General features: G+C 65.6%; 23 protein-coding genes. 16 read left to right on the top strand and 7 right to left on the bottom strand.

The window, feature by feature from the left end:
- The first annotated feature begins 93 nt into the window (after window positions 1–93).
- Complete coding sequence (locus ACXYMN_RS06245) at window positions 94–786, top strand: hypothetical protein (protein ID WP_459012642.1); 693 nt, start codon at window positions 94–96, stop codon at window positions 784–786.
- Between the two features lie 33 nt (window positions 787–819).
- On the opposite strand, the gene ACXYMN_RS06250 is transcribed toward ACXYMN_RS06245, so the two are convergent.
- The gene (locus ACXYMN_RS06250; protein WP_459012643.1) at window positions 820–1,983 is read right to left on the bottom strand and encodes an alkane 1-monooxygenase; all 1,164 of its coding nucleotides are present in this window, start codon (window positions 1,981–1,983) and stop codon (window positions 820–822) included.
- 67 nt (window positions 1,984–2,050) lie between these two features.
- Window positions 2,051–3,109 (bottom strand): A/G-specific adenine glycosylase, encoded by a 1,059-nt coding sequence (mutY, locus tag ACXYMN_RS06255; RefSeq protein ID WP_459012644.1) that lies wholly within the window; start codon window positions 3,107–3,109, stop codon window positions 2,051–2,053.
- Window positions 3,110–3,199: 90 nt separating this feature from the next.
- On the opposite strand from mutY, the gene ACXYMN_RS06260 reads away from it, so the two are divergent.
- From ACXYMN_RS06260 to ACXYMN_RS06270, 3 genes are read left to right on the top strand one after another with little or no spacing between them, the layout of a single operon-like run.
- A complete protein-coding gene (locus ACXYMN_RS06260) occupies window positions 3,200–3,712 on the top strand; it encodes a DUF721 domain-containing protein (RefSeq protein WP_459012645.1) in 513 nt (170 codons plus the stop codon).
- A gap of 39 nt (window positions 3,713–3,751) precedes the next feature.
- Window positions 3,752–4,462: a DsbA family protein gene (locus ACXYMN_RS06265; RefSeq protein WP_459012646.1), complete on the top strand. Its 711-nt coding sequence runs from the start codon at window positions 3,752–3,754 to the stop codon at window positions 4,460–4,462.
- Window positions 4,459–5,583, top strand: a complete 1,125-nt coding sequence (locus ACXYMN_RS06270; protein ID WP_459012647.1) for a CaiB/BaiF CoA transferase family protein — start codon at window positions 4,459–4,461, stop codon at window positions 5,581–5,583. Before ACXYMN_RS06265 ends, ACXYMN_RS06270 begins: the two co-directional genes overlap by 4 nt.
- A 93-nt stretch (window positions 5,584–5,676) precedes the next feature.
- On the opposite strand, the gene ACXYMN_RS06275 is transcribed toward ACXYMN_RS06270, so the two are convergent.
- Window positions 5,677–7,332: a Y-family DNA polymerase gene (locus ACXYMN_RS06275; protein ID WP_459012648.1), complete on the bottom strand. Its 1,656-nt coding sequence runs from the start codon at window positions 7,330–7,332 to the stop codon at window positions 5,677–5,679.
- A gap of 147 nt (window positions 7,333–7,479) precedes the next feature.
- Here ACXYMN_RS06275 and ACXYMN_RS06280 point away from each other — a divergent pair, with 147 nt between their 5' ends.
- From ACXYMN_RS06280 to ACXYMN_RS06290, 3 genes are all read left to right on the top strand, one after another.
- Window positions 7,480–8,610 (top strand): S-(hydroxymethyl)glutathione dehydrogenase/class III alcohol dehydrogenase, encoded by a 1,131-nt coding sequence (locus ACXYMN_RS06280; protein ID WP_459012650.1) that lies wholly within the window; start codon window positions 7,480–7,482, stop codon window positions 8,608–8,610.
- An 89-nt stretch (window positions 8,611–8,699) separates the two neighbouring features.
- Window positions 8,700–9,137, top strand: a complete 438-nt coding sequence (locus tag ACXYMN_RS06285; protein WP_459012651.1) for a c-type cytochrome — start codon at window positions 8,700–8,702, stop codon at window positions 9,135–9,137.
- A 272-nt stretch (window positions 9,138–9,409) separates the two neighbouring features.
- Window positions 9,410–10,129: an NYN domain-containing protein gene (locus tag ACXYMN_RS06290; protein WP_459012652.1), complete on the top strand. Its 720-nt coding sequence runs from the start codon at window positions 9,410–9,412 to the stop codon at window positions 10,127–10,129.
- A gap of 110 nt (window positions 10,130–10,239) precedes the next feature.
- Here the strand turns inward: ACXYMN_RS06290 and ACXYMN_RS06295 are convergent, their stop codons facing one another.
- Both ACXYMN_RS06295 and ACXYMN_RS06300 read right to left on the bottom strand, forming a co-directional pair.
- Window positions 10,240–10,869 carry a TetR/AcrR family transcriptional regulator gene (locus ACXYMN_RS06295; protein WP_459012653.1) on the bottom strand — a complete coding sequence of 210 codons (630 nt, stop codon included), beginning with the start codon at window positions 10,867–10,869 and terminating at the stop codon, window positions 10,240–10,242.
- A 69-nt stretch (window positions 10,870–10,938) separates the two neighbouring features.
- Complete coding sequence (locus ACXYMN_RS06300) at window positions 10,939–11,091, bottom strand: hypothetical protein (protein WP_459012654.1); 153 nt, start codon at window positions 11,089–11,091, stop codon at window positions 10,939–10,941.
- A gap of 155 nt (window positions 11,092–11,246) precedes the next feature.
- Here ACXYMN_RS06300 and mbfA point away from each other — a divergent pair, with 155 nt between their 5' ends.
- The 8 genes from mbfA (at window position 11,247) to ACXYMN_RS06340 (ending at window position 17,770) form a co-directional block, all read left to right on the top strand.
- Window positions 11,247–12,221, top strand: coding sequence for an iron exporter MbfA (gene mbfA, locus ACXYMN_RS06305; RefSeq protein ID WP_459012655.1), 975 nt, complete (start codon window positions 11,247–11,249; stop codon window positions 12,219–12,221).
- 58 nt (window positions 12,222–12,279) lie between these two features.
- Window positions 12,280–13,005, top strand: a complete 726-nt coding sequence (locus ACXYMN_RS06310; protein ID WP_459012656.1) for a nitroreductase family protein — start codon at window positions 12,280–12,282, stop codon at window positions 13,003–13,005.
- A 31-nt stretch (window positions 13,006–13,036) separates the two neighbouring features.
- Window positions 13,037–13,963, top strand: coding sequence for an AEC family transporter (locus ACXYMN_RS06315; protein ID WP_459012657.1), 927 nt, complete (start codon window positions 13,037–13,039; stop codon window positions 13,961–13,963).
- A gap of 64 nt (window positions 13,964–14,027) precedes the next feature.
- Complete coding sequence (gene fghA, locus ACXYMN_RS06320; protein WP_459012658.1) at window positions 14,028–14,858, top strand: S-formylglutathione hydrolase; 831 nt, start codon at window positions 14,028–14,030, stop codon at window positions 14,856–14,858.
- Window positions 14,855–15,316, top strand: coding sequence for a YaiI/YqxD family protein (locus ACXYMN_RS06325; RefSeq protein ID WP_459012659.1), 462 nt, complete (start codon window positions 14,855–14,857; stop codon window positions 15,314–15,316). The genes fghA and ACXYMN_RS06325 overlap by 4 nt, the downstream gene beginning before the upstream one ends.
- Window positions 15,313–15,933, top strand: coding sequence for an HAD family hydrolase (locus ACXYMN_RS06330; protein WP_459012660.1), 621 nt, complete (start codon window positions 15,313–15,315; stop codon window positions 15,931–15,933). The genes ACXYMN_RS06325 and ACXYMN_RS06330 overlap by 4 nt, the downstream gene beginning before the upstream one ends.
- Window positions 15,930–16,844: an ornithine cyclodeaminase family protein gene (locus ACXYMN_RS06335; protein ID WP_459012661.1), complete on the top strand. Its 915-nt coding sequence runs from the start codon at window positions 15,930–15,932 to the stop codon at window positions 16,842–16,844. Before ACXYMN_RS06330 ends, ACXYMN_RS06335 begins: the two co-directional genes overlap by 4 nt.
- On the top strand, window positions 16,841–17,770 hold the full coding sequence (locus ACXYMN_RS06340) for an alpha/beta fold hydrolase (RefSeq protein ID WP_459012662.1): 930 nt from the start codon (window positions 16,841–16,843) through the stop codon (window positions 17,768–17,770). Before ACXYMN_RS06335 ends, ACXYMN_RS06340 begins: the two co-directional genes overlap by 4 nt.
- On the opposite strand, the gene ACXYMN_RS06345 is transcribed toward ACXYMN_RS06340, so the two are convergent.
- Both ACXYMN_RS06345 and ACXYMN_RS06350 read right to left on the bottom strand, forming a co-directional pair.
- Window positions 17,754–18,995 (bottom strand): MFS transporter, encoded by a 1,242-nt coding sequence (locus tag ACXYMN_RS06345; protein WP_459012663.1) that lies wholly within the window; start codon window positions 18,993–18,995, stop codon window positions 17,754–17,756. The two genes, ACXYMN_RS06340 and ACXYMN_RS06345, sit on opposite strands and share 17 nt — an antisense overlap.
- 63 nt (window positions 18,996–19,058) lie before the next feature.
- Entirely contained in the window at window positions 19,059–19,484 is a 426-nt protein-coding gene (locus tag ACXYMN_RS06350; RefSeq protein WP_459012664.1) for a tellurite resistance TerB family protein, read from the bottom strand.
- 123 nt (window positions 19,485–19,607) lie between these two features.
- Here ACXYMN_RS06350 and ACXYMN_RS06355 point away from each other — a divergent pair, with 123 nt between their 5' ends.
- Window positions 19,608–21,185 carry a lysine--tRNA ligase gene (locus ACXYMN_RS06355; protein WP_459012665.1) on the top strand — a complete coding sequence of 526 codons (1,578 nt, stop codon included), beginning with the start codon at window positions 19,608–19,610 and terminating at the stop codon, window positions 21,183–21,185.
- Window positions 21,186–21,265: the final 80 nt, after the last annotated feature.

Genomic DNA, 21,265 nt, shown 5'->3' on the forward strand with positions numbered 1-21,265 from the left:
TCGTTTCGACCTGGCCGCGGGGGGGCGTTGGGGTGTCTTGTCGAGCAGGCGTCACAGGCGCTAAACTGGCGGCATTTCCGAGGAAGTCATTTCATGTCGATCCTGTCATTGCGCCAGAAGGATTTTACCCGTCAGGTCCAGGGCCGTGCCGTTGTCTGGATCGACCCGCGCAAGGTGCTTTATCATGGCGGCACGAAATGGCCCGTCGCCAAACTCCGCATCCGGCAGGCCAGCCGCTTTCTGCCCAAGGCAGTTGTCAGTCTTGCGCATCCGGCGCTGAAAGAGCGCGAGCCGTTCTTCATTCCGGGCGATCTGTTCGGTCGCACCACCACGCTGGAAGCCAATAGCAAATACAACAAGGTCGCCGATTTCATCGCGCATCGCGACACGGTCGATGACAGCATCTGGTTCCGGCAGTTGATGGACGAACTGCGCACCAGGGGGGTGGCGGTGCACAAGGATATCAGAATGCGCTCCGAGGCCGAGGTGCGGGATTTCTTCCGCGACTATGTTGGCGGCCTCGCGGACAGTCTGGTGGCCGAAGGCTTCTCGGACGAGAAGTCGAGCTACGAATCCACCGCCGTGATCAATCGCGACGGGGCGTTGGTGAAGACCGGCTCGGGCAATCACCGGTTCAACATGTGCCGGGTTCTGGGGGTCACCCCCTTCCCGCTGAAGATCGTCGGTGCGCATCGGGACTGGTTCACCGAACGGGCGGACCTGAGCACCGCGACGCTGGAGACGCTGCTCGACATGATCCGCAAGGTTGGCGCCGCGCATCGCTGACCCACCGGGGCAACGCCTTGCCGGGGCCACGCCTTATCGCGGGCGCGGGGTCCGGTGCTTGTTGTAGTCCGACCAGTCGGTGATTTCGGGGTAGAAGTGCTTGCGCCATGCGCGGACGCGCGGGTTCATCACCCGTTTCCACAGCGGCGGCACCATCGCGGCCATGGTCATCACCGGATAGCCGAAGGGCAGCTGCGGGGCCTCGTCGGCATCGTAGTTCTGCAGCAACGGAAAGCGCCGGTCCGGCTTGTAATGGTGGTCCGAATGGCGCTGCAGGTTGATCAGCAGCCAGTTCGACGCCCTGTGCGCCGCGTTCCAGCTGTGGCGCGGTTTGACGTGTTCGTACTTGCCGTCGCCCAGGTGTTTGCGCGTCAGCCCGTAGTGTTCGATGTAGTTGACCAGTTCAAGCTGCCAGATCGCGACGCCCGCCTGCACCAGAAACAGGCCCAGACCGGCCCAGCCGCCAATGGCGAAGGCCAGGAGCAGGAAAGCGCCCTCGAGCCCCCAATAGATCCAGAACGGGTTGCGGTGATGGGTCCAGGGCAAACCCTTGCGCGCCAGCATGTCGCGTTCGGCCAGAAAGGACGAGATCAGGCTGCGCACCAGGACCCGGGGATAGAAGCGGTGAAAGCCCTCGTTGTAGCGCGCGGTGACCGGGTCGCGGGGGGTGGCGACGTAGCGGTGATGGACCAGCAGATGCTCGGACCGGAAATGCGAATAGAACACCGACGCCAGCAGCAGATCGCCCAGCCGCCGCTCCCACTTGTTCTTCTGATGCATCAGTTCGTGGCTGTAGGTGATGCCCACCGTGCCCGAGATGACGCCCATCCCGAAGAACAGCCAGATCTTCTCGGCGGTGCCCAGATGCGCCGCATCGCGGGTGTAGATCAACAACCCCAGCAGCGTGGCAATCTGCAGCGGTGCCCAGATCAACGTGACAAGTCGGTACCAGAACAGCTGGCTGTCGGTGGTCTCAAGGTCGGCGTTTTCGGTGTTCAGTCCGAACGCGGCATCGAGCGCGGTGAACAGGTACCAGGTCATCAGCGGCGTCAGCGCGATCCACCAGCCGCCCTTGACAGCACCCAGCCACAGCACCGGCAGCAGGCCCAGCGACAGCCAGAACGGCAGCGCCGCGGACAGGCGCGCGACCCTGGCGGCAGGCAGAATGGTGGGGGAGGACAGGTCTTGATCGCCCATGCAACGGCTCCGGAGCGGAATTTGCGCGAAGTCTATGCCCGCCACGCCGGGGCGGCCAGAGGGCAGATCAGCGCGGTGCCGCAAGGTCAATGGCCTTGCGCATCAGCGTCGGCAAGTCCGCCGGGCGGAAGTCCGTGCGCGGCACGAAGATGCCGCGGACGGGACGTCGCTCCATCGGGACAAGGGCTGTCTTCAGGGTCAGACGCAGATGAAAGTGGGTGAAGGTATGGCGCGCCTCTTCGGGCAGCGTTTTCCATTCGGCGCGAATCGGCGGCGCCTCTTCGGCACTGCCCTGGGTGACGTCGATCCAGTCGGTCCCGGGCCAGCCCAGCATGCCCCCCAGCAACCCGCTGTCTGGGCGTCGTTCCAGAAGCCACGCGCCGTCCACACGCCGCGCGAGATAGGCGATACCGTGGCGCACGGGCTTTTTCTTTTTCGGGGACTTTCGCGGCAGGTCCGATTGCGTCCCCGCCGCCCAGGCCGCGCAGGACGGCCGCCAGGGGCACAGGCCGCAGGCGGGTTTTTTCGGCGTGCAAATCGTCGCCCCCAGATCCATTACCGCCTGGGCGTAATCGCCCGCCCGCCTGGCCGGGGTCAGTGCGGCGGCCTGCGCGGTCAGGATGGGTTTGGCCTGCGGCAGGGGCGTGTGTTCATCGTGCAGCCGCGCCATGACCCGTTCGACATTGCCATCGACCACGGTGGCGGGTTCATCATGTGCGATCGCCGCGATCGCCGCGGCGGTATAGGGGCCGATGCCGGGCAGGCTCAGAAGGCCCGCGTAGCTGTCCGGAAACATGCCGCCGTGATCGGCCACCACCGCGCGCGCGCATTTCAGCAGGTTGCGTGCCCGCGCGTAATAGCCAAGCCCGGCCCAGGCGGCCATGACGTCCTCGTCCCGCGCGGCGGCCAGCGCCCGAACGTCGGGCCAGCGCGCGGTGAACGTCTCGAAATAGGATATCACCGCGGCGACGGTGGTCTGCTGCAGCATCACCTCGGACAGCCAGATGCGATAGGGGTCGGGACGCGTGCCCGCCCGTCGCGCCTGCGGTCCCACGCGCCAAGGCATGGTGCGGGCATGGCGGTCGTACCAGTCAAGCAGCTGGGCAGGATCGGCGGCGTCACGCACGGATCAACGTCCTTTGATCGAAGAGGGTGGTCTCGGGGTGGCGCTTGCGGCGCTGAACCCTAATATAGAGCCAGGGCAGGAGTTCCAAGCATGAGACGACAGCAAGGCACGACACGCGGGTTCGCGCAGGCATCGGGTTTGCTCAAGGGGCGGATCCGTCAGGCCTCGGAAAAGCGCGGTTTTGCCGAATCGCGGGTGCTGACCCACTGGACCGAGATCGCGGGCGAAGACACCGCGCGCATCGCGCGTCCGGTCGAGGTCAGCTATGGACGCGGCGGGCTTGGCGCGACGCTGGTGTTGCTGACCACCGGCGCACACGCCCCCATGCTCGAGATGCAGAAGGAACAGATCCGCGACCGGGTGAACCAGATCTACGGCTATAATGCGATCCAGCGCGTCCGTATCACGCAGACCGCCCCCACCGGCTTTTCCGAGGGCCAGGTGGCATTCGCGCCCGCGCCCAAGACGGCACCCGCCGCGCCGCGGCCCGAAATCGTCGCCGAGGCGCGCAAAACCGCGCACGGGGTCAGCGACGATGGCCTCAGGTTTGCACTTGAACGCATGGCGACCAACGTCCTGTCCAGAGAAAAACAACGGGGCTGAGGCCCTGACCACGAGTAGAGCATGAAGAAGGTAGCTTTGATGACACGCATGATTTCCGCGACGGCCCTGGCCGCGGTTCTGGGCCTTGGCGGCTGGTTCGCGCTGCAAAATTCCGGCGCAGGTGGCGAGGACACGATGACACTTCCGGGGGCCGCCCTGGCGCAGGAAACCGGCGGCGATGGCGATGCCAGTGCCGATGTCGGTGACGGCACCAGCGCACCGGTCATGGAGATGACCCTCGGGGACGCGGATGCACCCGTCGAGGTGATCGAATACGCCTCCTATACCTGCCCGCACTGCGCCAGCTTCCACGCGTCGGTGCTGGACCAGCTCAAGGAAAACTACATCGATCCCGGCTTGGTCAAGTTTACCTATCGTGAGGTCTATTTTGACAAATATGGCATGTGGGCGTCGCTGGTGGCGCGCTGCGGCGGCAATCAGGACCGCTTCTTCGGCATCACCGACATGATCTACGAAACCCAGTCCGAATGGGCGCGGGCGGGATCGGACGCCGCTATTGCCGAAGGCCTGCGCAAGATCGGGCGGGTTGCGGGACTGGGCAACGACGAGCTTGAGGCCTGCTTGACCGACGGTGACCAGCTGCGCGCCCTGGTCGAATGGTATCAGACCAATGCCGAGCAGGACGAGGTCCGCTCGACCCCGTCTTTCGTGATCGACGGGGAGCTGTATTCCAACATGAACTACGGCGACTTCGCAGAGATCCTCGACGAGAAACTCGCGGACCAATGACCGTCTCTGCACCGCGCGGGCCGCTTCATGGCTTGAAGGTGATCGAGCTTGCACGCATCCTGGCCGGCCCCTGGGCCGGTCAGACACTGGCCGATCTCGGGGCCGAGGTGATCAAGGTCGAGGCGGAGGCAGGCGACGACACCCGCCAGTGGGGACCGCCCTTCATCGACCGCGACGGCGACCGGTCCGCGGCCTATTTCCATTCCTGCAATCGCGGCAAGACCTCGGTCGTGGTCGATCTGCGCACAGCAGAGGGGCAGGCGCGGCTGCGCGACCTGGTGGCCGATGCGGACATCCTGATCGAGAATTTCAAGGTCGGCGGTCTGGCACGTTACGGGGCCGACTACGACAGCCTGTCGGCGATCAATCCGCGGCTGATCTATTGCTCGATCACCGGGTTCGGGCAGGACGGGCCCTATGCGCATCGGGCGGGCTACGATTACATCATCCAGGGCATGTCGGGGCTGATGTCGATTACCGGCGATCCCGATGGTCAGCCGCAGCGCGCGGGCGTGGCGGTCACCGACCTGTTTACGGGGTTATATTCTGTCGTCGGCATCCTGTCGGCGCTGGAACAGCGGCATCGGACCGGCAAGGGCCAGCATATCGACATGGCGCTGCTGGATTGCGCGGTGGCCGCGACCGCCAATCAGGCGCTGAACTACCTGTCGACCGGCACGCCGCCGGGGCGGACCGGCAATTATCATCCGAACCTGACACCCTATCAGGTGTTCGAGGTGAAGGATGGCCATATCATCATCGCAACGGGGAATGACGGGCAGTACCGGCGGCTCTGCGGTCTTCTGGGGCTGCCCGAGATGGCCGAGGCCCCGGAATTTTTAAAAAATTCCGACCGTGTTGCGCATCGGGACGACATGACCGCGCGGCTGACAGCGGCAACGCTGACCTTTTCCAAGGTCGATCTGCTGGCGGCCTGCGAGGCCGAGGGCGTTCCTGCCGGGCCGATCAACGACATGGCCGAGGTCATGGCCGATCCGCAGGTGCAGGCGCGCGGTATGCAGATCGCCCCCGAGGGTCTGCCGGGCGTGCGCGCGCCGTTTCGGTTTTCGGATGCGGCGCTGGTGCTGGACAAGGCCGCGCCGAAACTCGGCGAAGGCTGAGCCGGGGGCCGCAGAAATTTAGCTAAATTTCTGCGGCTGCATAATCTTGATCAAGATTATGCATTCCCGTGGCCCGGGGGCGGCTTCTTGCCCTCAGGCAAAGCTCCCGTGGCAGAACCAGCCCGAGGACAGCGCGCCGCCATGCGCATAGTACAGCCAGAGACGGTCACCCCTGTCGGTATCGACCCGCCAGTAATCGCGCTGACCTGATCGCCAGTCGGGCTCTTCCAGCCACCATTCCGGCGCGATCCGTTCCGGCCCTTCCGCGCCCGTAGCGGTGAAATCCCGCCCGCGCCAGCGAAACCGCGCGGGCGGGTCGGGGTGATCTGCCGCATGGACCGGTTCGGGCCGCCACAGCAGCAGCGGGCGCGGCACCGGGGCGCGAGGCCATTCGCTGGCCGGTTCGGACCAGGCGGCGGCCAGTGTCAGGGCGGATTTCTCGGGGATATGGCTTTGCGCCGGGTGCCGCCGGGTGATCGCCTCGAGGCCCAGCCGCGCGCCCAGCCGCCCGACCAGATCGTCAAGCGCGGTCTGGCCCGACAGGCGCGCAGCCACGACGCGGCCTGCCTCGGCATGGCCCACCGGGTCGCGGGCGTGGATCGGTTCGTGCATCGTCGCCTCGAGCCGCAGCATGTCGATGCCGAAGCCCGCATCGATCTCGGACAGTTTCATCGCCAGCAGCGGGCGCAGCCGTTCGGGATCGTGGCTGGCCCGGGCGAGGCCGACGTTCAGCCATTGCATCGACTGGTCCGCGCGATAGGCCTCGAGGCGCAACTGTCGCGCGCCGCGTCCCTTCTTGCGCAGCGTATCGCAAAGCCGGGGCAGCATCCGGTCGAGCCCCGCCAGAAGGTCGTCCTCGCGCCCGATCGGGTCAGGCAGGCTCAGCCGGACCGAGAAGCGGTCGGGCGGCGCGGCGGGGCTGATCGGTTCGGGCGCGGCCCCCATCGCCTGATCGAGCCGGTAGACCAGCCCCTTGCCAAAGCGCCGCGCGAGGCTGGCCCGGGGCTGGCCCGCAAGATCGCCGATGCGCCTGAGCCCCAGCCGCGCAAGCTGATCGACCGTCTCGTCGGCCAGCCGCAGGGCGGTCACCGGCAGCGGGGCCAAGGCGCCATAGGTCTTGCCGGGGGGCGCGATGCGGGCGCTGCGGGCCTCGGCGGTGGCGATGGAAGGGGGCACGCCACCGCGTTCCCAATGCCGCCGCTTGCCCGCCCGGGACCGCGTCGCGCGGGCTTCCTGATCGACGGCGTCGCCGCTGCGGTGCGATCCGGCCTCGGCCTCGCCATAGCGCGCCAGCGCCCAGGCCGCGCCCAGCGTGTCGGCGATACCCGCCCGCACGCTGAGCCCCAGATCGGTGCAATCGAGCGAAACCTGGTCGAGCAGCGCCGCCTCGCCGCCGAACAGATGCGCGCAGCCGGTCAGGTCGATCACCAGCGCGTCCGGCTCCTCGCGCGCGACCCAGGGTGAAAACTTGCCCGCCCAGCGGTGCAGCACCCCCAGGAACGCCGCCTCGCGGTGCGGATTGGCCAGCCGGGTCAGCAGATCGGCGGTGGCGGCATGGGCGTCGCGCAGCGGCTGGCCGGGATAGAGCCCCGCGGCGCTGGCCCGCAGCGACAGCGCCCCCAGCACCTGCGCATTGCCAAGATCGCGCACGGTGGCAAACGGCAGATCGCCCAGAAGCGGGTCTTGGCGGATCAGCCGTTCGGCCCCCAGCCGGGGAAACCAGAGGGAAAGGATGCGTCGGTTGGGCATGCGGGCAGCAGCTTTTTGTTCGCTATTTGTTCTATCTTTCGGTCTGCGCGGAGTCGAGTCTGCCCGCGCGGATGTCGCGAAAGACATTGCGTCCGGAAGTGGCCTCGGCCACCCTCGTGCGAAACCGCGACAACCCGGAGGAAGATGATGAAAACCCGTGCAGCCGTGGCGCTCGAGGCCGGCAAACCGCTTGAAGTGATGGATGTGAACCTCGACGGTCCCAAGGCGGGCGAGGTTCTGGTCGAGATCAAGGCAACCGGCATCTGCCATACGGACGAATTCACCCGCTCGGGTGCCGATCCCGAGGGCATCTTTCCGGCGATTCTGGGCCATGAAGGCGCGGGCGTGGTGATGGAGGTGGGCGCGGGTGTCACCAGCCTCAAGCCGGGCGATCACGTCATCCCGCTTTACACGCCCGAATGCCGCGAATGCGCGTCGTGCCTGTCGGGCAAGACCAACCTCTGCACCCGTATCCGCGCGACGCAGGGCAAGGGCCTGATGCCCGACGGCACGACGCGCTTTTCGATGCTGGATGGCACGCCGATCCATCACTACATGGGCTGCTCGACCTTCGCCAATCACACCGTCCTGCCCGAGATCGCGCTGGCCAAGGTCCGGCAGGACGCGCCGTTCGACAAGATCTGCTATATCGGCTGCGGCGTGACCACGGGCATCGGCGCGGTGATCAACACCGCGGGCGTCGAGATCGGATCGACGGCGGCGGTCTTCGGGCTGGGCGGGATCGGGTTGAACGTGATCCAGGGCCTGCGGCTTGCGGGTGCGGACAAGATCATCGGGGTCGACGTCAACAACGCCAAGAAACCGATGGCCGAGCATTTCGGCATGACGCATTTCGTCAACCCCAAGGAAATCCAGGGCTCGGTGGTGGACGAGATCGTCACCCTCACCAAGACGGATTTCGACCAGATCGGCGGGGTGGATTATTCCTTCGATGCCACCGGCAACGTGCAGGTGATGCGCGATGCGCTGGAATGCACGCATCGCGGCTGGGGGCAGTCGATCATCATCGGCGTGGCGCCCGCCGGGGCCGAGATTTCGACCCGGCCGTTCCAGCTGGTCACGGGCCGGGTCTGGAAGGGCACGGCTTTCGGCGGCGCCAGGGGGCGCACGGATGTGCCAAAGATCGTGGACTGGTATATGGACGGCAAGATCGAGATCGACCCGATGATCACCCATGTGCTGTCCCTCGACGAGATCAATCATGGCTTCGATCTGATGCATGAGGGCAAATCGATCCGCGCCGTCGTCACGTTCTGAGGGCTGCGCCGAGGTCCCGGATTTGATCCGGGACCTGCGGTTGGAAAGGGGGATGCCCGTGGTCCATGATACGACAGGCAGGAGTTGACATGACATACCGTTCGATCGGTCTGATCGCGGGGCTGGGCCTTGCCACCGCGCTTGCGGCGCATGAAGGCGTCAAAGACCCCGTCGTGGTCAAGCGTATGGCGCTGATGACGGACATCAAGGAAGACACCGCGGTCCTCGGGGGCATGGTCAAGGGGCGCGTTGATTTCGACGCCGCTCTGGCAGCCGAAATCAAGGCCGCGCTGGTCGATCATGCCCGGCTCATCCCGGAACATTTCGAGCCCAGGGCCGACGACCCGAAATCCGAGGCCATGCCGGATATCTGGCGCGACTGGAAGGATTTCGAGGACAAGTCCGAAGCAATGCGCATCGCTGCCGAGGAGCTGGATACCACGGGGTCGGAGGCGCTGCGTGCAAGCTTCGGGCAATTCGCCAGGTCCTGTCGGGCGTGCCACGAGAATTACCGAAGCGATGAATGAGCCTGCGCGCGCTGGCAACCTGTGCGTATGAGGCACCCAAGGGCACCTGCCCGCGCCACCGTGCAAGGCGTCCCCGGGGCGCATCCCGGCGCGACCATGGCCCGACCGCCAAAGCGCTGTATGGCGGCACAGGGTTTGACATCGCGGGTCGACTGCCTCAGGCGTATCCGGGCGCGACCTGCCCGCACGCCGTGTCTTATCCTGTGCGGGTGATGCGGTATGCGGCCTCTGCCAACCACGCCCGACAACCCAGCGAGAAAGGATAAGACCCCATGGCAAATTCCGAGCGTTCGACCCTTCTGGCGGTGTTGATCGACGCCGACAACACGTCGCCGAAATACGCCCGCGCCCTGTTCGAGGAAATCGCGACATTGGGCGAGGCCGCAGTGCGCAGGCTGTACGGCGATTTTTCCAGCCACCACATGACCGGCTGGTCCAAGGTCGCGGCAGAGCTTGGCCTCGTGCCGCACCATCAGCCCGCCAATACCGTCGGCAAGAACGCGTCGGATATCGCGCTGGTGATCGACGGGATGGACCTGATGCATTCGGGCCGGTTTGACGGCTTTGTCCTGGTCTCCTCGGACAGCGACTTCACGCGCCTTGCCTCGCGTCTGCGCGAACAGGGGCTCGAGGTCTACGGCATGGGCATGCAGAAAACCCCCGATGCCTTCCGCAAGGCCTGCAAGCGGTTCATCTACCTTGAAAATATCGGCGGAGTTGCAGAGGCGGCCAAAGGCGGTGCCCGCGAACCGGTGGCGCGCGGCAATCTGGAAGAGGCCCGCAACCTGATCTTCAATGCGATGGACGCGATCGAGCAGGACGACGAATGGTATACGCTGGGCCAGCTGGGTCAGTACCTGACGGCCTCGAACCCGGATTTCGACACCCGCACCTATGGCAAACGCAAGCTGTCGGACCTGATCTCGGACCTCAAGGTGTTCGAGACCAAGCGGTCGTCGGGCAACCAGATGCTTGTGCGACGCCTGGACTGACCGCGCGCCCGGTCAGCCCCCGGTCAACCCCCGGTCAGACCCGGGCCAGGACCCGGCCAGATTTCAGGCGGAAATCGCAGCGCCCGGCGCTGCCGTCGCGGGCAAGCGTCTTAGCGCCGGACGCCATATCGCGCCATGAAGACCTGCGTGGCCTCCCGGGCGTTCTGAAGCTTTTCGTCTTCGCTGACGCTGCCGCGGATGTTGAACAGGCGCGGCATGTGCAGGCCGGACTTGCACAGGTCCCCGAACTGGTAGGCCGCCCGTTCACGCTGCGCCTCGGGGATCGCGATATCCCCCCGGGCAATGGCCAGGTCGAACAGGATGAAGATGCCGTCGCGAAATCTCAGCGGGCCGCAGCGCCAGAATTCCTCGGCGAGGTCCGGAAAGCGGGTGGCTTCGGACACGCACATGCGGAAATTCTCGATCGCCATGGGCGAGAACGCGATATCGAGAAAGGCCTTGCCGGCATTGACGAACAGGTCCTCGGTGTCCAGCGACCGGTCGAGATGCATGATCGCCTCGTCCGCCTGTTCCTGGCACTGCTTGCGCGCGACCTCCATGAACAGAAGCTGCTTGTCGGGAAAGTACGAATAAAGCGTCGCCTTCGACACTCCGGCGGCGCGCGCGATATCGTCCACGCTCGCGCCGTCGAATCCGTCGCGCAGGAACACGTCACGCGCGCCATCGATCACCTGTTCGTATTTCCGACCCTTGCGGATCTTGTCGACCGACGCGTCCATGATTTCTCCCCGCGGTATGGAGGGGAGTATATGCCGTGCTGCCCGGTTTCCACAATCAGCACCGGGCGATCATCGGGTCTGTGCGGGTGTGACGTCGGGTTGCGGCACCGTCGGGGTGCCGGTCTCGGGGAACCAGAGGTTGGGAAGCTGCGGGGCGGCAATACCGGCGCTGACGGCGCTGGCCAGGGTTGCGGTCAGGATCAGGGGAAGAACGAAGCGCATGATATGTCTCCTTGTTTTCACACTCTTCAATCTAAACCGTTCAGTTCATTTTGCAATACTAATTTGAACCACTCAGTTTATTTTTGTGAATTATCGGGCTTGCAGCCGCACGCCGATGGCTTAAATTAGAATCGTTCTAAAACATGAGGGCCGTCATGCGCTTCATTCCCAACCGCCGCCGCTTTTCCGACCTGTCCGAGCAGGAAATCCTCGCGCTAGCGATCTCGTCCGAGGAAGACGACGGTCGCATCTACCGGATGTACGCCGAAACCCTGCGCGCGGATTATCCGGGCACGGCGCGGGTGTTCGATGGCATGGCACAAGAGGAAGACGGGCACCGCCAGGCGCTGATCGAGCTGCACCGAAAACGCTTTGGCGAGGTCATTCCCCTGATCCGGCGCGAACACGTCGCGGGATTTTACGCCCGCCGCCCGGTCTGGCTGGTGGAAAACCTCGGGCTCGAGCGTATCCGCTCCGAGGCGCGCCAGATGGAGCGGGACGCCGAGCGGTTCTACCACGAGGCCGCCAGCCGCACGCAGGACGCCGATACCCGCAAGCTTCTGGGCGATCTTGCGGCCGCCGAGGCGGGCCATCAGGTCAAGGCCGACACGCTCGAGCAGGAGCACCTGCCGGACGACGCCCGCGCCGCCGAGGATGACGGGGCCAAGCGGCAGTTTCTTCTGACCTGGATCCAGCCGGGGCTGGCGGGGCTGATGGACGGGTCGGTGTCGACGCTGGCACCGATCTTTGCCACGGCGTTTGCCACCCAGGACACCTGGACCACCTTCCTTGTGGGTCTGGCCGCAAGCGTCGGCGCGGGTATCTCGATGGGCTTTACCGAGGCCGCGTCGGACGATGGCGAGTTGTCGGGTCGCGGCTCTCCGGTCAAGCGGGGTATCTCGTCGGGGGTGATGACGACCGTGGGCGGGCTGGGGCACGCGCTGCCCTACCTGATCCCGAATTTCCAGATCGCGACAATCACCGCGATCATCGTCGTCTTCGTCGAGCTATGGGCGATAGCCTGGATCCAGAACAAGTTCATGGAGACGCCGTTTCTGCGCGCGGCCTTCCAGGTCGTTCTGGGTGGTGCGCTGGTCTTTGCCGCCGGTGCGCTGATCGGCTCTGGCTGAGGCTTGTTGACGCTGGCGGGTGCGGGTGGTCTCGTTCCGCACGAGAGGAGATCACCCCATGCCCCGCCCCGACCCGCCTGCCTACATGCCGCTGCCCTTGCCGGATCGGGTGCAGTTGCCCCCCGGCAAGGCCATCGCGGCGGCAGAAGCCTTTCGCGACTACATGAAGAAGCGCCATTCGGTGCGGGACTATTCCGACCGGTCGGTGCCGGGTGCGGTGATCACCGCCTGCATCGAGGCCGCGGCATCCGCGCCGTCCGGGGCCAACCGCCAGCCCTGGCACTTCGTGGCGATCAGCGATCCGGCGATGAAGGCCCGCATCCGCGCAGGCGCCGAGGACGAAGAGAGGCAGTTCTATGATGGCGGTGCCGGGGATGCCTGGCTGCAGGCGCTGGAACCCATCGGCACCGGTGTCGACAAGCCGCACCTGACGACCGCACCCTGGCTGATCGCGGTCTTCGCCGAGCGTTGGGGCGTCGATGCGGACGGCACGCGCCACAAGAACTACTACGTGCCCGAAAGCGTCGGCATCGCCACGGGCATGTTGATCACGGCGATCCATCACGCCGGTCTGGTCTGCCTTGAGCACACGCCCAATCCGATGAAATTCCTCAACGCGCTGTGCAACCGCCCGGAACGGGAAAAGCCGGTGATGATCCTGCCCGTCGGCTATCCGTCCGATGACGCGACGGTGCCCCGGGCGGCCAAGCGCAAGAAGGCTCTGGACCGGGTCATGACGGTTTTCAGCGACACCGCTTCGGGCGAAGTCGCAACCCGCGATTGACCCCGTTGGCCTGAGCGCCCAGAAAGAGCGGATGCTGGCCATCTTCCTCAAGACACTGCCGTTCTTCGCGCTGATCGGGCTTGGCTACGGGGCGGCGAGGACGCGTTTTTTCACCGAAGCGGCCAGCGCTGCCCTGACCAGGTTCGTGTTCTACTTCGCGCTCTCGGCGATGTTGTTCCGGTTCTCGGCGAACCTGTCCATCGCCGAGATTTTCGACGCCTGGCTTGCGGTGGCCTATCTGTGGGGCACCGCCTTCGTCTACGGGATTGCGCTGCTGGTGGCGTTCTGGCGCGGCGCCAAGGTCGAGACGGCGGCCATCGAGGCGCAATGCGCGGCCATCGGCAACACCGGTTTTCTGGGCGTGCCCATGCTGGCGCTGCTTTTGGGCGAGGCGGCGGTGGGGCCGATCATCCTGATCCTGTCCATCGACCTCATTGTGTTCTCCTCGGCGCTGGTAATCCTGATCGAGGGGTCGCGCGACGGGCGCATGAGCATCGGCGTGCTGCGCACCATCGGCCTGGGGCTGCTGCGCAACCCGATGATCGTGTCGATCACGCTGGGGCTTTGCGTCGCGGCGTCGGGGCTGGGGCTGCCGGGGCCGGTCAACGAGTTCATGGCGGTGCTCGGCAATGCCGCGACGCCCGGCGCGCTGTTTGCCATCGGGGCCTCGCTGGCGTCGAAATCCGCCGAGCGGCTGGTGATCGCGGGATGGCTCAGCTTTGCCAAGCTGATCCTGCATCCGCTGCTGGTCGCCGTGGCGGCGCTGCTGATCTTCCCGGTCGAGCCCTATGCCGCCATCGTCGCGGTCTCGGCGGCGTCGTTGCCGGTGGCGGGCAACGTGTTCATCCTGGCGCAGCATTACGGCACCTCGCCGCAGCGGGTCTCGGCGTCGATCCTGATCTCGACGGCGGCCAGCATCCTGACCGTGTCGGCGTGGATCGCCTGGGTCTCGGGCTGAATGTCCTTGCCGCCCGCCGCCCCGTCACGCTAGCCCTTGGGCCGAAGCAAAGAGGAGTGACGCGATGGACACGAAATCCGAGAACCGGTGCTACGAGGGCATGCAAGGCGTCTATTCCCATGCGTCAAAGGCCTGCGGCGGCGACATGACCTTCGGCCTCTTTCTGCCCGAAGAGTCCGCCGAGGCCCCGGTGCCGCTGCTGTGGTATCTGTCGGGCCTGACTTGCACCCACGAGAACGCCATGACCAAGGCAAGCGCGCAGGCTTGGGCCGCCGAGCAGGGCATCGCGCTGTGTTTCCCCGACACCTCGCCCCGGGGCGAGGACGTGGCCGATGACGAGGCCTTCGATCTGGGCCAGGGCGCCGGGTTCTACGTCAACGCGACGCAGGCCCCCTGGTCCGCGCATTACCGGATGTGGGACTATATCACCGACGAGCTGCCGACGCTTCTGGGTCGCAACTTCGCGCTCGACATGGAGCGGCAGGCGATCTGCGGTCATTCCATGGGCGGGCACGGCGCGCTGACCATCGCGATGCAGCATCCGGGCCGCTTCCGGTCGGTGTCGGCTTTTGCGCCCATCGCACATCCAACCGAAAGCGACTGGGGCAGGAAACAGTTCAGCGCCTATCTGGGCGACGACAAGGCCGCATGGCAGGCGCATGACGCGACACTTCTGATGCGCGAACGGGGCTTTGACGGGCCGGTGCTGATCGATCAGGGCACCGATGACGCCTTCCTCGACCTGCTGATGCCAGAGGCTCTGGCCGGGGCGATGGCCGCGCGCAGGCAGGACGGGACCTTTCGCATGCGAAAGGGTTATGACCACAGCTACTTCTTCATCTCGACCTTCATGGAAGACCATGTCGCCTTCCACGCCGAGGCGCTGTATCGGTGACGGTGCTTTACGTCGATGCCGATGCCTGCCCGGTCAAGGACGAGGCCGAACGGGTGGCGACGCGCCACAAGGTCGCGATGAAGCTGGTGTCGAACGGCGGTTTGCGGATGTCGCGCAATCCGCTGGTCGATGTGGTGATCGTGCCCGATGGTCCCGACATCGCCGACATGTGGATCGCCGACCGCGCGACGCGGGGCGATGTGGTGGTCACCGGGGACATTCCGCTGGCGGCGCGCGCCGTGGCCTCGGGCGCGCGGGTGCTGTCGCATAACGGCGAGGCCTATACCGAGGCCAATATCGGCCCGCGACTGGCACAGCGCGACCTGATGGCCGACCTGCGCGCCGCCGATCCGTTCCGACAGGGGGGCGGGCGGCCCTTTTCAAAGGCCGACCGCGCGCGGTTTCTGGACGCGCTCGAGCGCGAGATGCGTACGGCGCTGCGGGAGGGGGCGCAATGACGATACAGGCGGTCGTGTTCGACATCGGCAACGTGCTGATCGAGTGGCAGCCCGAGCGCTACTTCGATGCGCGGATCGGCCAGGACCGTCGCGAACGCCTGTTTGCCGAGGTCGACCTGCATCACACCAATGCGCTGATCGACCTCGGGCACGACTTTCGCGCGACGGTCTATGCGGCCGCGGCGGCGCATCCCGACTGGTCCGACGAGATCCGGCTCTGGCACGATGACTGGCACCGGATCGCGGGGCCCGAGATCCCGCATTCGCTGCGTCTGTTGCGGGCGCTGCGCAAAGGCGGTGTGCCGTGTTTCGCGCTGTCGAATTTCGGTGTCGGAACCTTCGAGGTGGGGCTCAGGGAATGGCCCTTCCTGGCCGAGTTCGATCAAAGCTATATCTCGGGGCACATGAAGATGGCCAAGCCCGACGCGGCGATCTACGCTGCGGTCGAGGACGCTTGCGGTATCGCGCCCGGGGCGCTGCTGTTCACCGATGATCGTGCGGAAAACATCGCGGCGGCCGATGCACGGGGCTGGCAGACGCATCTGTTCGACGGCCCCGCCGCCTTCGCGAACAGGCTGGTCCGCGAGGGATTGCTCGATCCGGAGGATGCCCGATGACAACACCGCTGGTCATTCCATTTGCCGAAGGCGAGGCGCGGCTCGACTGGCTGGGATTGTGCGCCGCTTTCGAGGCCGGGCATCGACTGCCCCGCGCCGAGATCGCCGATACGTTTCTTTATCGCGGCGGTGACACGCTGCTGAACCGCGCCGCCTGGATCGACGGGCTGGGAATCGCGGTCAAGGCGGCGACGATCTTTCCGGGCAATGCCGAAGCGGGTAAACCGGCGGTGAACGGTGCGGTCAACCTGATGTCGGACGGCGACGGCACGCTTGAGGCGCTGATCGACTTTCACCTCGTGACCAAGTGGAAAACCGCCGGAGACAGCCTGTTCGGCGCGCTGAAACTGGCGCGCCCCGACAGCCGCGACATCCTGATCGTGGGGGCGGGCACGGTGGCGCGGTCATTGATCGAGGCCTATGGCGCGGGCTTTCCCGGGGCGCGCTTCACGCTCTGGAACCGCTCTGCCGCCCGGGCCGAGGAAATGGCCGCCGAGGTCCCGGGCCTGCGCGTGGCCACCGACCTCGAAGCGGCGGTCGCGCGGGCCGATATCATCGCGTCGGCGACGATGGCGACCGCACCTGTGATCCGGGGCGACTGGCTGCAACCCGGCCAGCACCTCGATCTGATCGGGGCCTACCGCCCGGACATGCGCGAAGTGGACGATGCGGCGCTGCGGCGCGCGCGGATCTTCGTTGACAGCTTCGAGACCACGCTGGGCCATATCGGCGAGTTGAAGATTCCGCTGGAGGCCGGGGTGATCGCGCGCGACGACGTGCTGGCGGATTACTATTCGCCCTCGGCCTTCACCCGCGCCGAGGATGACATCACCCTCCTCAAGAACGGCGGCGGCGCGCATCTGGACCTGATGTGCGCGCGCTACATCCTCGATGCGTGGCGGGCGGGATGATCTGGTTTCTGCTGGTCGTCGGGGGATGTCTGGCCACTATCCCGGCGATCCTCGAACACCGGCGGCAGTCGATGGACGATGCCGCGCGCGCCGGTGCCCCGGGCGAGATCGTGACGCTGAGCCAGGGCGACACCCATTGCCAGTGGTTGGGGCGGGCACGGGGGCCGGTCGCGGTTTGTGTGCACGGGCTGACCACGCCGTCGCCCGCCTGGCACGGGCTGGCGCCCGAACTTGACCGGGCCGGGTTCCGGGTTCTGGTCTATGACCTCTACGGGCGCGGGTATTCCGATGCACCGAAAGGCCAGCAGAGCCCGCGCTTTTTCGTGCAGCAGTTGCGCGATGTGCTGGACCATTACGGGCTGGACGCGGATGTAACGCTGGTCGGCTATTCCATGGGGGGTGTCATCGTCACCGCCATGGCCGCAGAAGAGCCGGGCCGCTTCCGGCAGGTCGCCCTGGTGGCCCCGGCGGGCATGGGGACGGTGTCGACGCGGCTGCAACGCTTCTGTGTCGAGTGGCCGTGGATCGGCGACTGGCTGTTCAAGCTGGCCTTCCCCGAGGTGCATGCCAGAGGTATCGCGGACAGCGACGCCCCCGACGACATCCGCGCGATACAGCACGCCGAACTCGGGCGCCGGGGCTTCGTGCCCGCGGTGCTGTCGAGCTTGCGCCATTCGCTGCGCAAGCCCGCGCAGCACCTGCACCAGACGCTTGCCCGGTCCCGTGTGCCGGTGCTGGCGGTCTGGGGCGGGGCGGACCGGGTGATCCCGCTGAGCGGACCGGGGCAGTTGTCGCAGTGGAATCGCGATGCGCGCCAGGAGGTAATCGAGGATGCCGATCACGGCCTGCCCTTCACCCATCCGCAGGCACTGGGCACGGCGCTGGTGCGGCTGATGGCCGAGGCCCGGCTCAGCCCGCCGGAGTGATGACCGGGCGGCGGCTTTCGCGCACCGGCAGATGCACGATGGCCGACAGCGCGCCGACCCCGACACCGACCCACCAGACCATGGTGTAATCGCCTGTCAGGTCATACATCCGCCCGCCCAGCCAGACCCCGATGAAGCTGCCAAGCTGATGGCTGAAGAAGACGATACCATAGAGCGTGCCCATGTAGCGCAGCCCGTAGATATGCGCGATCAGCCCCGAGGTCAGCGGCACCGTCGCGAGCCACAGCGACCCCATCACCACCGAGAAGACGATGACCGTGGTCGGCGTGATCGGCAGCATGATGAAGGCCGCCGCCGCGATGGTGCGCCCCACATAGATGCCCGCCAGCAGGTATTTCTTGGGAAAGTGATTGCCAAGCCAGCCCGCGGTCAGGGTGCCCGCGATATTGGCCAGCCCGATGAGCGAAATCGCCACCGCCCCCAGCGCCGAGGTCGTGGTGATGCCGATGGCATGCAGCACGCCGCCCTGCAGGATCGGGCCGCACATTTCTGTCACCAGCGCGGGAAAATGCGCGGTGACGAAGGCCAGTTGATACCCGCAAGAGAAAAAGCCGATGAAGATCAGCGAAAAGGACGGATCGCGAAAGGCCCGGCCCAGGATCTGGCCCATGGTCTCCTCAAGCTCGGTGCGCGAGGCTTCGGGGGCGCGGATCATCGGCAGAAAGGCCAGGACGCACAGGATCATTGCTGCGAAGACCAGAAACACCGTCTGCCAGGCCAAAAACCCCAGCATCCATTCGGCCAGCGGCGCGCCGAACACCTGGCCCGCGCTACCGGCGGCGGTGGCGATGGCCAGCGACATCGACCGGTGCCTGTCGGACGCAGCGCGGCCCACCACCGCGAGGATCACGCCGAAGCCGGTACCCGCGATGCCGAAGCCGACCAGCACCTCCAGCGCCTGAAGGGTCTCGGGTGTGGTGGCATAGGACGACAGCACCAGCCCGATCGCATAGAGCACAGCCCCCAGCACGATGGCGCGCCGGTCGCCCAGCTTTTCCGCGAAGGCCCCGAACAGTGGCTGACCGATGCCCCAGGCGAGGTTCTGGATCGCGATGGCAAGAGAGAACTCGGTGCGCAGCCAGCCAAACTCGGCCGCGATGGGGATCTGGAAGACGCCAAAGCTGGCCCGGATCGCAAACGACACGAGGATGATGATGCAGCCCGCGATCAGGACGGGGCTGACAAGGGGGGCCTGGCGATCCATGGCCGCGAATCTACGGCGCGCACGCCATAGCGCAAGCAGGGTATTGTACCATTCGCGCGGCGATCAGGCCCGCAGGTGACGCGCCCGTGCGCCACGTTCGATGGCGGCGGCGTGCAGGCGGTCGATGTTCAGCTCGTAGCGGACTTCCTCGAGGAGGCGCAGTTCGGCATCCGAAAGGGTGCCATCGGCGGCAGCCACGTCGCAGGACAGCGCATAGGCGGTTTCGTGCAAGCGTTCGGGCAGCGCATCACGCATCAGGCCGAACAAAGCGTCCAGCCCGTCTTCCTGGTCGAACAGGTCGAAGACGGTTTGCGAAACGGTCTTTATCCGGTCCGAGTCGTAGTCCTGAAAAACCGGCAGGGTGTTCACGATGGTCTGGATCTTCACCAGTTCCGACGTCCGGATGTTTTCGTCCGAGGCGGAAACCGCCACCATCAGCGCGACAAGCGCGTCCTGGGGGGACATGGAGTGTTCGATGCTGTTGGCCATTCTTGATCCTCGTGGGGTTCCGCCTGTCTCTAGGTGAATATTGACCCCACCCCGCCCCCGCAATAGGAACCAGCGCTTGACGCACCGGGGTAATTCCGGCCGCGCTGACGAGGAGCAAGACTGATGTCCGATTTTCGCGATGCCGCGATGCATTCGAAGGCCTGGCCGTTCGAAGAGGCACGCCGTCTGCTCAAACGTCACGAGGCCGACAAGAGCGGCAAGGATTACGTGCTGTTCGAAACCGGCTATGGCCCCTCGGGCCTGCCGCATATCGGCACCTTCGGAGAGGTCGCGCGGACCACAATGATCCGCCGCGCCTTCGAGGCGATCTCGGACGTGCCGACGCGGCTGATCTGTTTTTCGGACGATCTCGACGGGATGCGCAAGGTGCCCGACAACGTGCCCGACCCGGAGGCGCTGAAAGAGCATCTGCAAAAGCCGCTGACCTCGGTGCCCGACCCGTTCGGCACGCATGACAGCTTTGGCGATCACAACAACGCCATGCTGCGGCGGTTTCTCGATACCTTCGGCTTCGAGTACGAGTTCTACTCGGCCACGGAATACTACCGGTCGGGCGCGTTCGACGCGGTGCTGTTGCGGGCCTGCGAACGCTATGACGACATCATGGCGGTGATGCTGAAATCGCTACGCGAAGAGCGGCGGCAGACCTATTCGATCTTTTTGCCGATGCATCCCGAAACCGGGCGCGTGCTGTATGTGCCGATCAAGCATGTGGATGCGGGCAAGGGCGAGATCACCTTTGACGACGAGGATGGCCGCGAATGGACGCTGCCAGTGACGGGCGGCAACGTGAAGTTCCAATGGAAGCCCGATTTCGGCGCGCGCTGGGCGGCGCTGGGCGTCGATTTCGAGATGTACGGCAAGGATCATTCCACCAATACGCCGATCTACGACCGCATCTGCGAGATCCTTGGCGGCAGGAAACCCGAGCATTTCACCTATGAGCTGTTCCTCGATCAGGGCGGTGAGAAAATCTCGAAGTCGAAGGGCAACGGGCTGTCGATCGACGAATGGCTGACCTATGCCTCGACCGAAAGCCTGTCCTATTACATGTTCCTCAAGCCCAAGACCGCCAAGCGGCTGAGCTGGGACGTGATTCCCAAGGCGGTGGACGAATATCACCAGCAATTGCGTGCCTTTCCGGGGCAGGACGCCAAGGGGCAGGCCGCCAACCCGGTCTGGCATGTTCACGGCGGCGATGTCCCGGCGTCCACCATGGTGGTGCCGTTCTCGATGCTGCTGAACCTGGTGTCAGTATCGGGCGCAGAGACCAAAGAAACGCTTTGGGGCTTTATCGCGCGCTATGCGCCCGATGCCTCGCCCGAACACAATCCCGACCTCGATCAGGCGGCGGGCTTTGCGATCCGCTATTTCCACGACTTCGTCAAACCCGGAAAGGTGTTCCGCGCACCGGATGAAAGGGAAGATGCGGCGCTGCGCGATCTGGCGGCGCGGTTGCAGGCGCATGACGGGCCGACGGATGACGAGACGCTGCAAAGCCTCGTCTTTGCGGTTGGCAAGGAGCACGGGTTCGAGCCGCTGCGCGACTGGTTCAAGGCGCTTTACGAGGTGCTGCTGGGCGCGTCGCAAGGCCCGCGCTTTGGCGGGTTCATCGCGCTTTATGGCATCGACGAGACGGTGCAGCTGATCGAACGCGGTCTGCGCGGCGAACTGGGCTAGGGGCGCCTTTCGGGTGGCGGGTGAAACTTTTCGCCCCACGCTTGCGTGATTTTGTGCATGGCAAGGGCGCGCTACCTTGT

It is taken from the genome of Roseivivax sp. CAU 1753 (genome assembly GCF_054482575.1).

What these genes read in the sequence shown, in the direction of transcription:
- ACXYMN_RS06245 (WP_459012642.1), top strand. Translation starts at nt 94, where the DNA reads ATGTCGATCCTGTCATTGCGCCAGAAGGATTTTACCCGTCAGGTCCAG.
- ACXYMN_RS06250 (WP_459012643.1), bottom strand. Translation starts at nt 1,983, where the DNA reads ATGGGCGATCAAGACCTGTCCTCCCCCACCATTCTGCCTGCCGCCAGG.
- ACXYMN_RS06260 (WP_459012645.1), top strand. Translation starts at nt 3,200, where the DNA reads ATGAGACGACAGCAAGGCACGACACGCGGGTTCGCGCAGGCATCGGGT.
- ACXYMN_RS06265 (WP_459012646.1), top strand. Translation starts at nt 3,752, where the DNA reads ATGACACGCATGATTTCCGCGACGGCCCTGGCCGCGGTTCTGGGCCTT.
- ACXYMN_RS06270 (WP_459012647.1), top strand. Translation starts at nt 4,459, where the DNA reads ATGACCGTCTCTGCACCGCGCGGGCCGCTTCATGGCTTGAAGGTGATC.
- ACXYMN_RS06275 (WP_459012648.1), bottom strand. Translation starts at nt 7,332, where the DNA reads ATGCCCAACCGACGCATCCTTTCCCTCTGGTTTCCCCGGCTGGGGGCC.
- ACXYMN_RS06280 (WP_459012650.1), top strand. Translation starts at nt 7,480, where the DNA reads ATGAAAACCCGTGCAGCCGTGGCGCTCGAGGCCGGCAAACCGCTTGAA.
- ACXYMN_RS06285 (WP_459012651.1), top strand. Translation starts at nt 8,700, where the DNA reads ATGACATACCGTTCGATCGGTCTGATCGCGGGGCTGGGCCTTGCCACC.
- ACXYMN_RS06290 (WP_459012652.1), top strand. Translation starts at nt 9,410, where the DNA reads ATGGCAAATTCCGAGCGTTCGACCCTTCTGGCGGTGTTGATCGACGCC.
- ACXYMN_RS06295 (WP_459012653.1), bottom strand. Translation starts at nt 10,869, where the DNA reads ATGGACGCGTCGGTCGACAAGATCCGCAAGGGTCGGAAATACGAACAG.
- ACXYMN_RS06300 (WP_459012654.1), bottom strand. Translation starts at nt 11,091, where the DNA reads ATGCGCTTCGTTCTTCCCCTGATCCTGACCGCAACCCTGGCCAGCGCC.
- mbfA (WP_459012655.1), top strand. Translation starts at nt 11,247, where the DNA reads ATGCGCTTCATTCCCAACCGCCGCCGCTTTTCCGACCTGTCCGAGCAG.
- ACXYMN_RS06310 (WP_459012656.1), top strand. Translation starts at nt 12,280, where the DNA reads ATGCCCCGCCCCGACCCGCCTGCCTACATGCCGCTGCCCTTGCCGGAT.
- ACXYMN_RS06315 (WP_459012657.1), top strand. Translation starts at nt 13,037, where the DNA reads ATGCTGGCCATCTTCCTCAAGACACTGCCGTTCTTCGCGCTGATCGGG.
- fghA (WP_459012658.1), top strand. Translation starts at nt 14,028, where the DNA reads ATGGACACGAAATCCGAGAACCGGTGCTACGAGGGCATGCAAGGCGTC.
- ACXYMN_RS06330 (WP_459012660.1), top strand. Translation starts at nt 15,313, where the DNA reads ATGACGATACAGGCGGTCGTGTTCGACATCGGCAACGTGCTGATCGAG.
- ACXYMN_RS06335 (WP_459012661.1), top strand. Translation starts at nt 15,930, where the DNA reads ATGACAACACCGCTGGTCATTCCATTTGCCGAAGGCGAGGCGCGGCTC.
- ACXYMN_RS06340 (WP_459012662.1), top strand. Translation starts at nt 16,841, where the DNA reads ATGATCTGGTTTCTGCTGGTCGTCGGGGGATGTCTGGCCACTATCCCG.
- ACXYMN_RS06345 (WP_459012663.1), bottom strand. Translation starts at nt 18,995, where the DNA reads ATGGATCGCCAGGCCCCCCTTGTCAGCCCCGTCCTGATCGCGGGCTGC.
- ACXYMN_RS06350 (WP_459012664.1), bottom strand. Translation starts at nt 19,484, where the DNA reads ATGGCCAACAGCATCGAACACTCCATGTCCCCCCAGGACGCGCTTGTC.
- ACXYMN_RS06355 (WP_459012665.1), top strand. Translation starts at nt 19,608, where the DNA reads ATGTCCGATTTTCGCGATGCCGCGATGCATTCGAAGGCCTGGCCGTTC.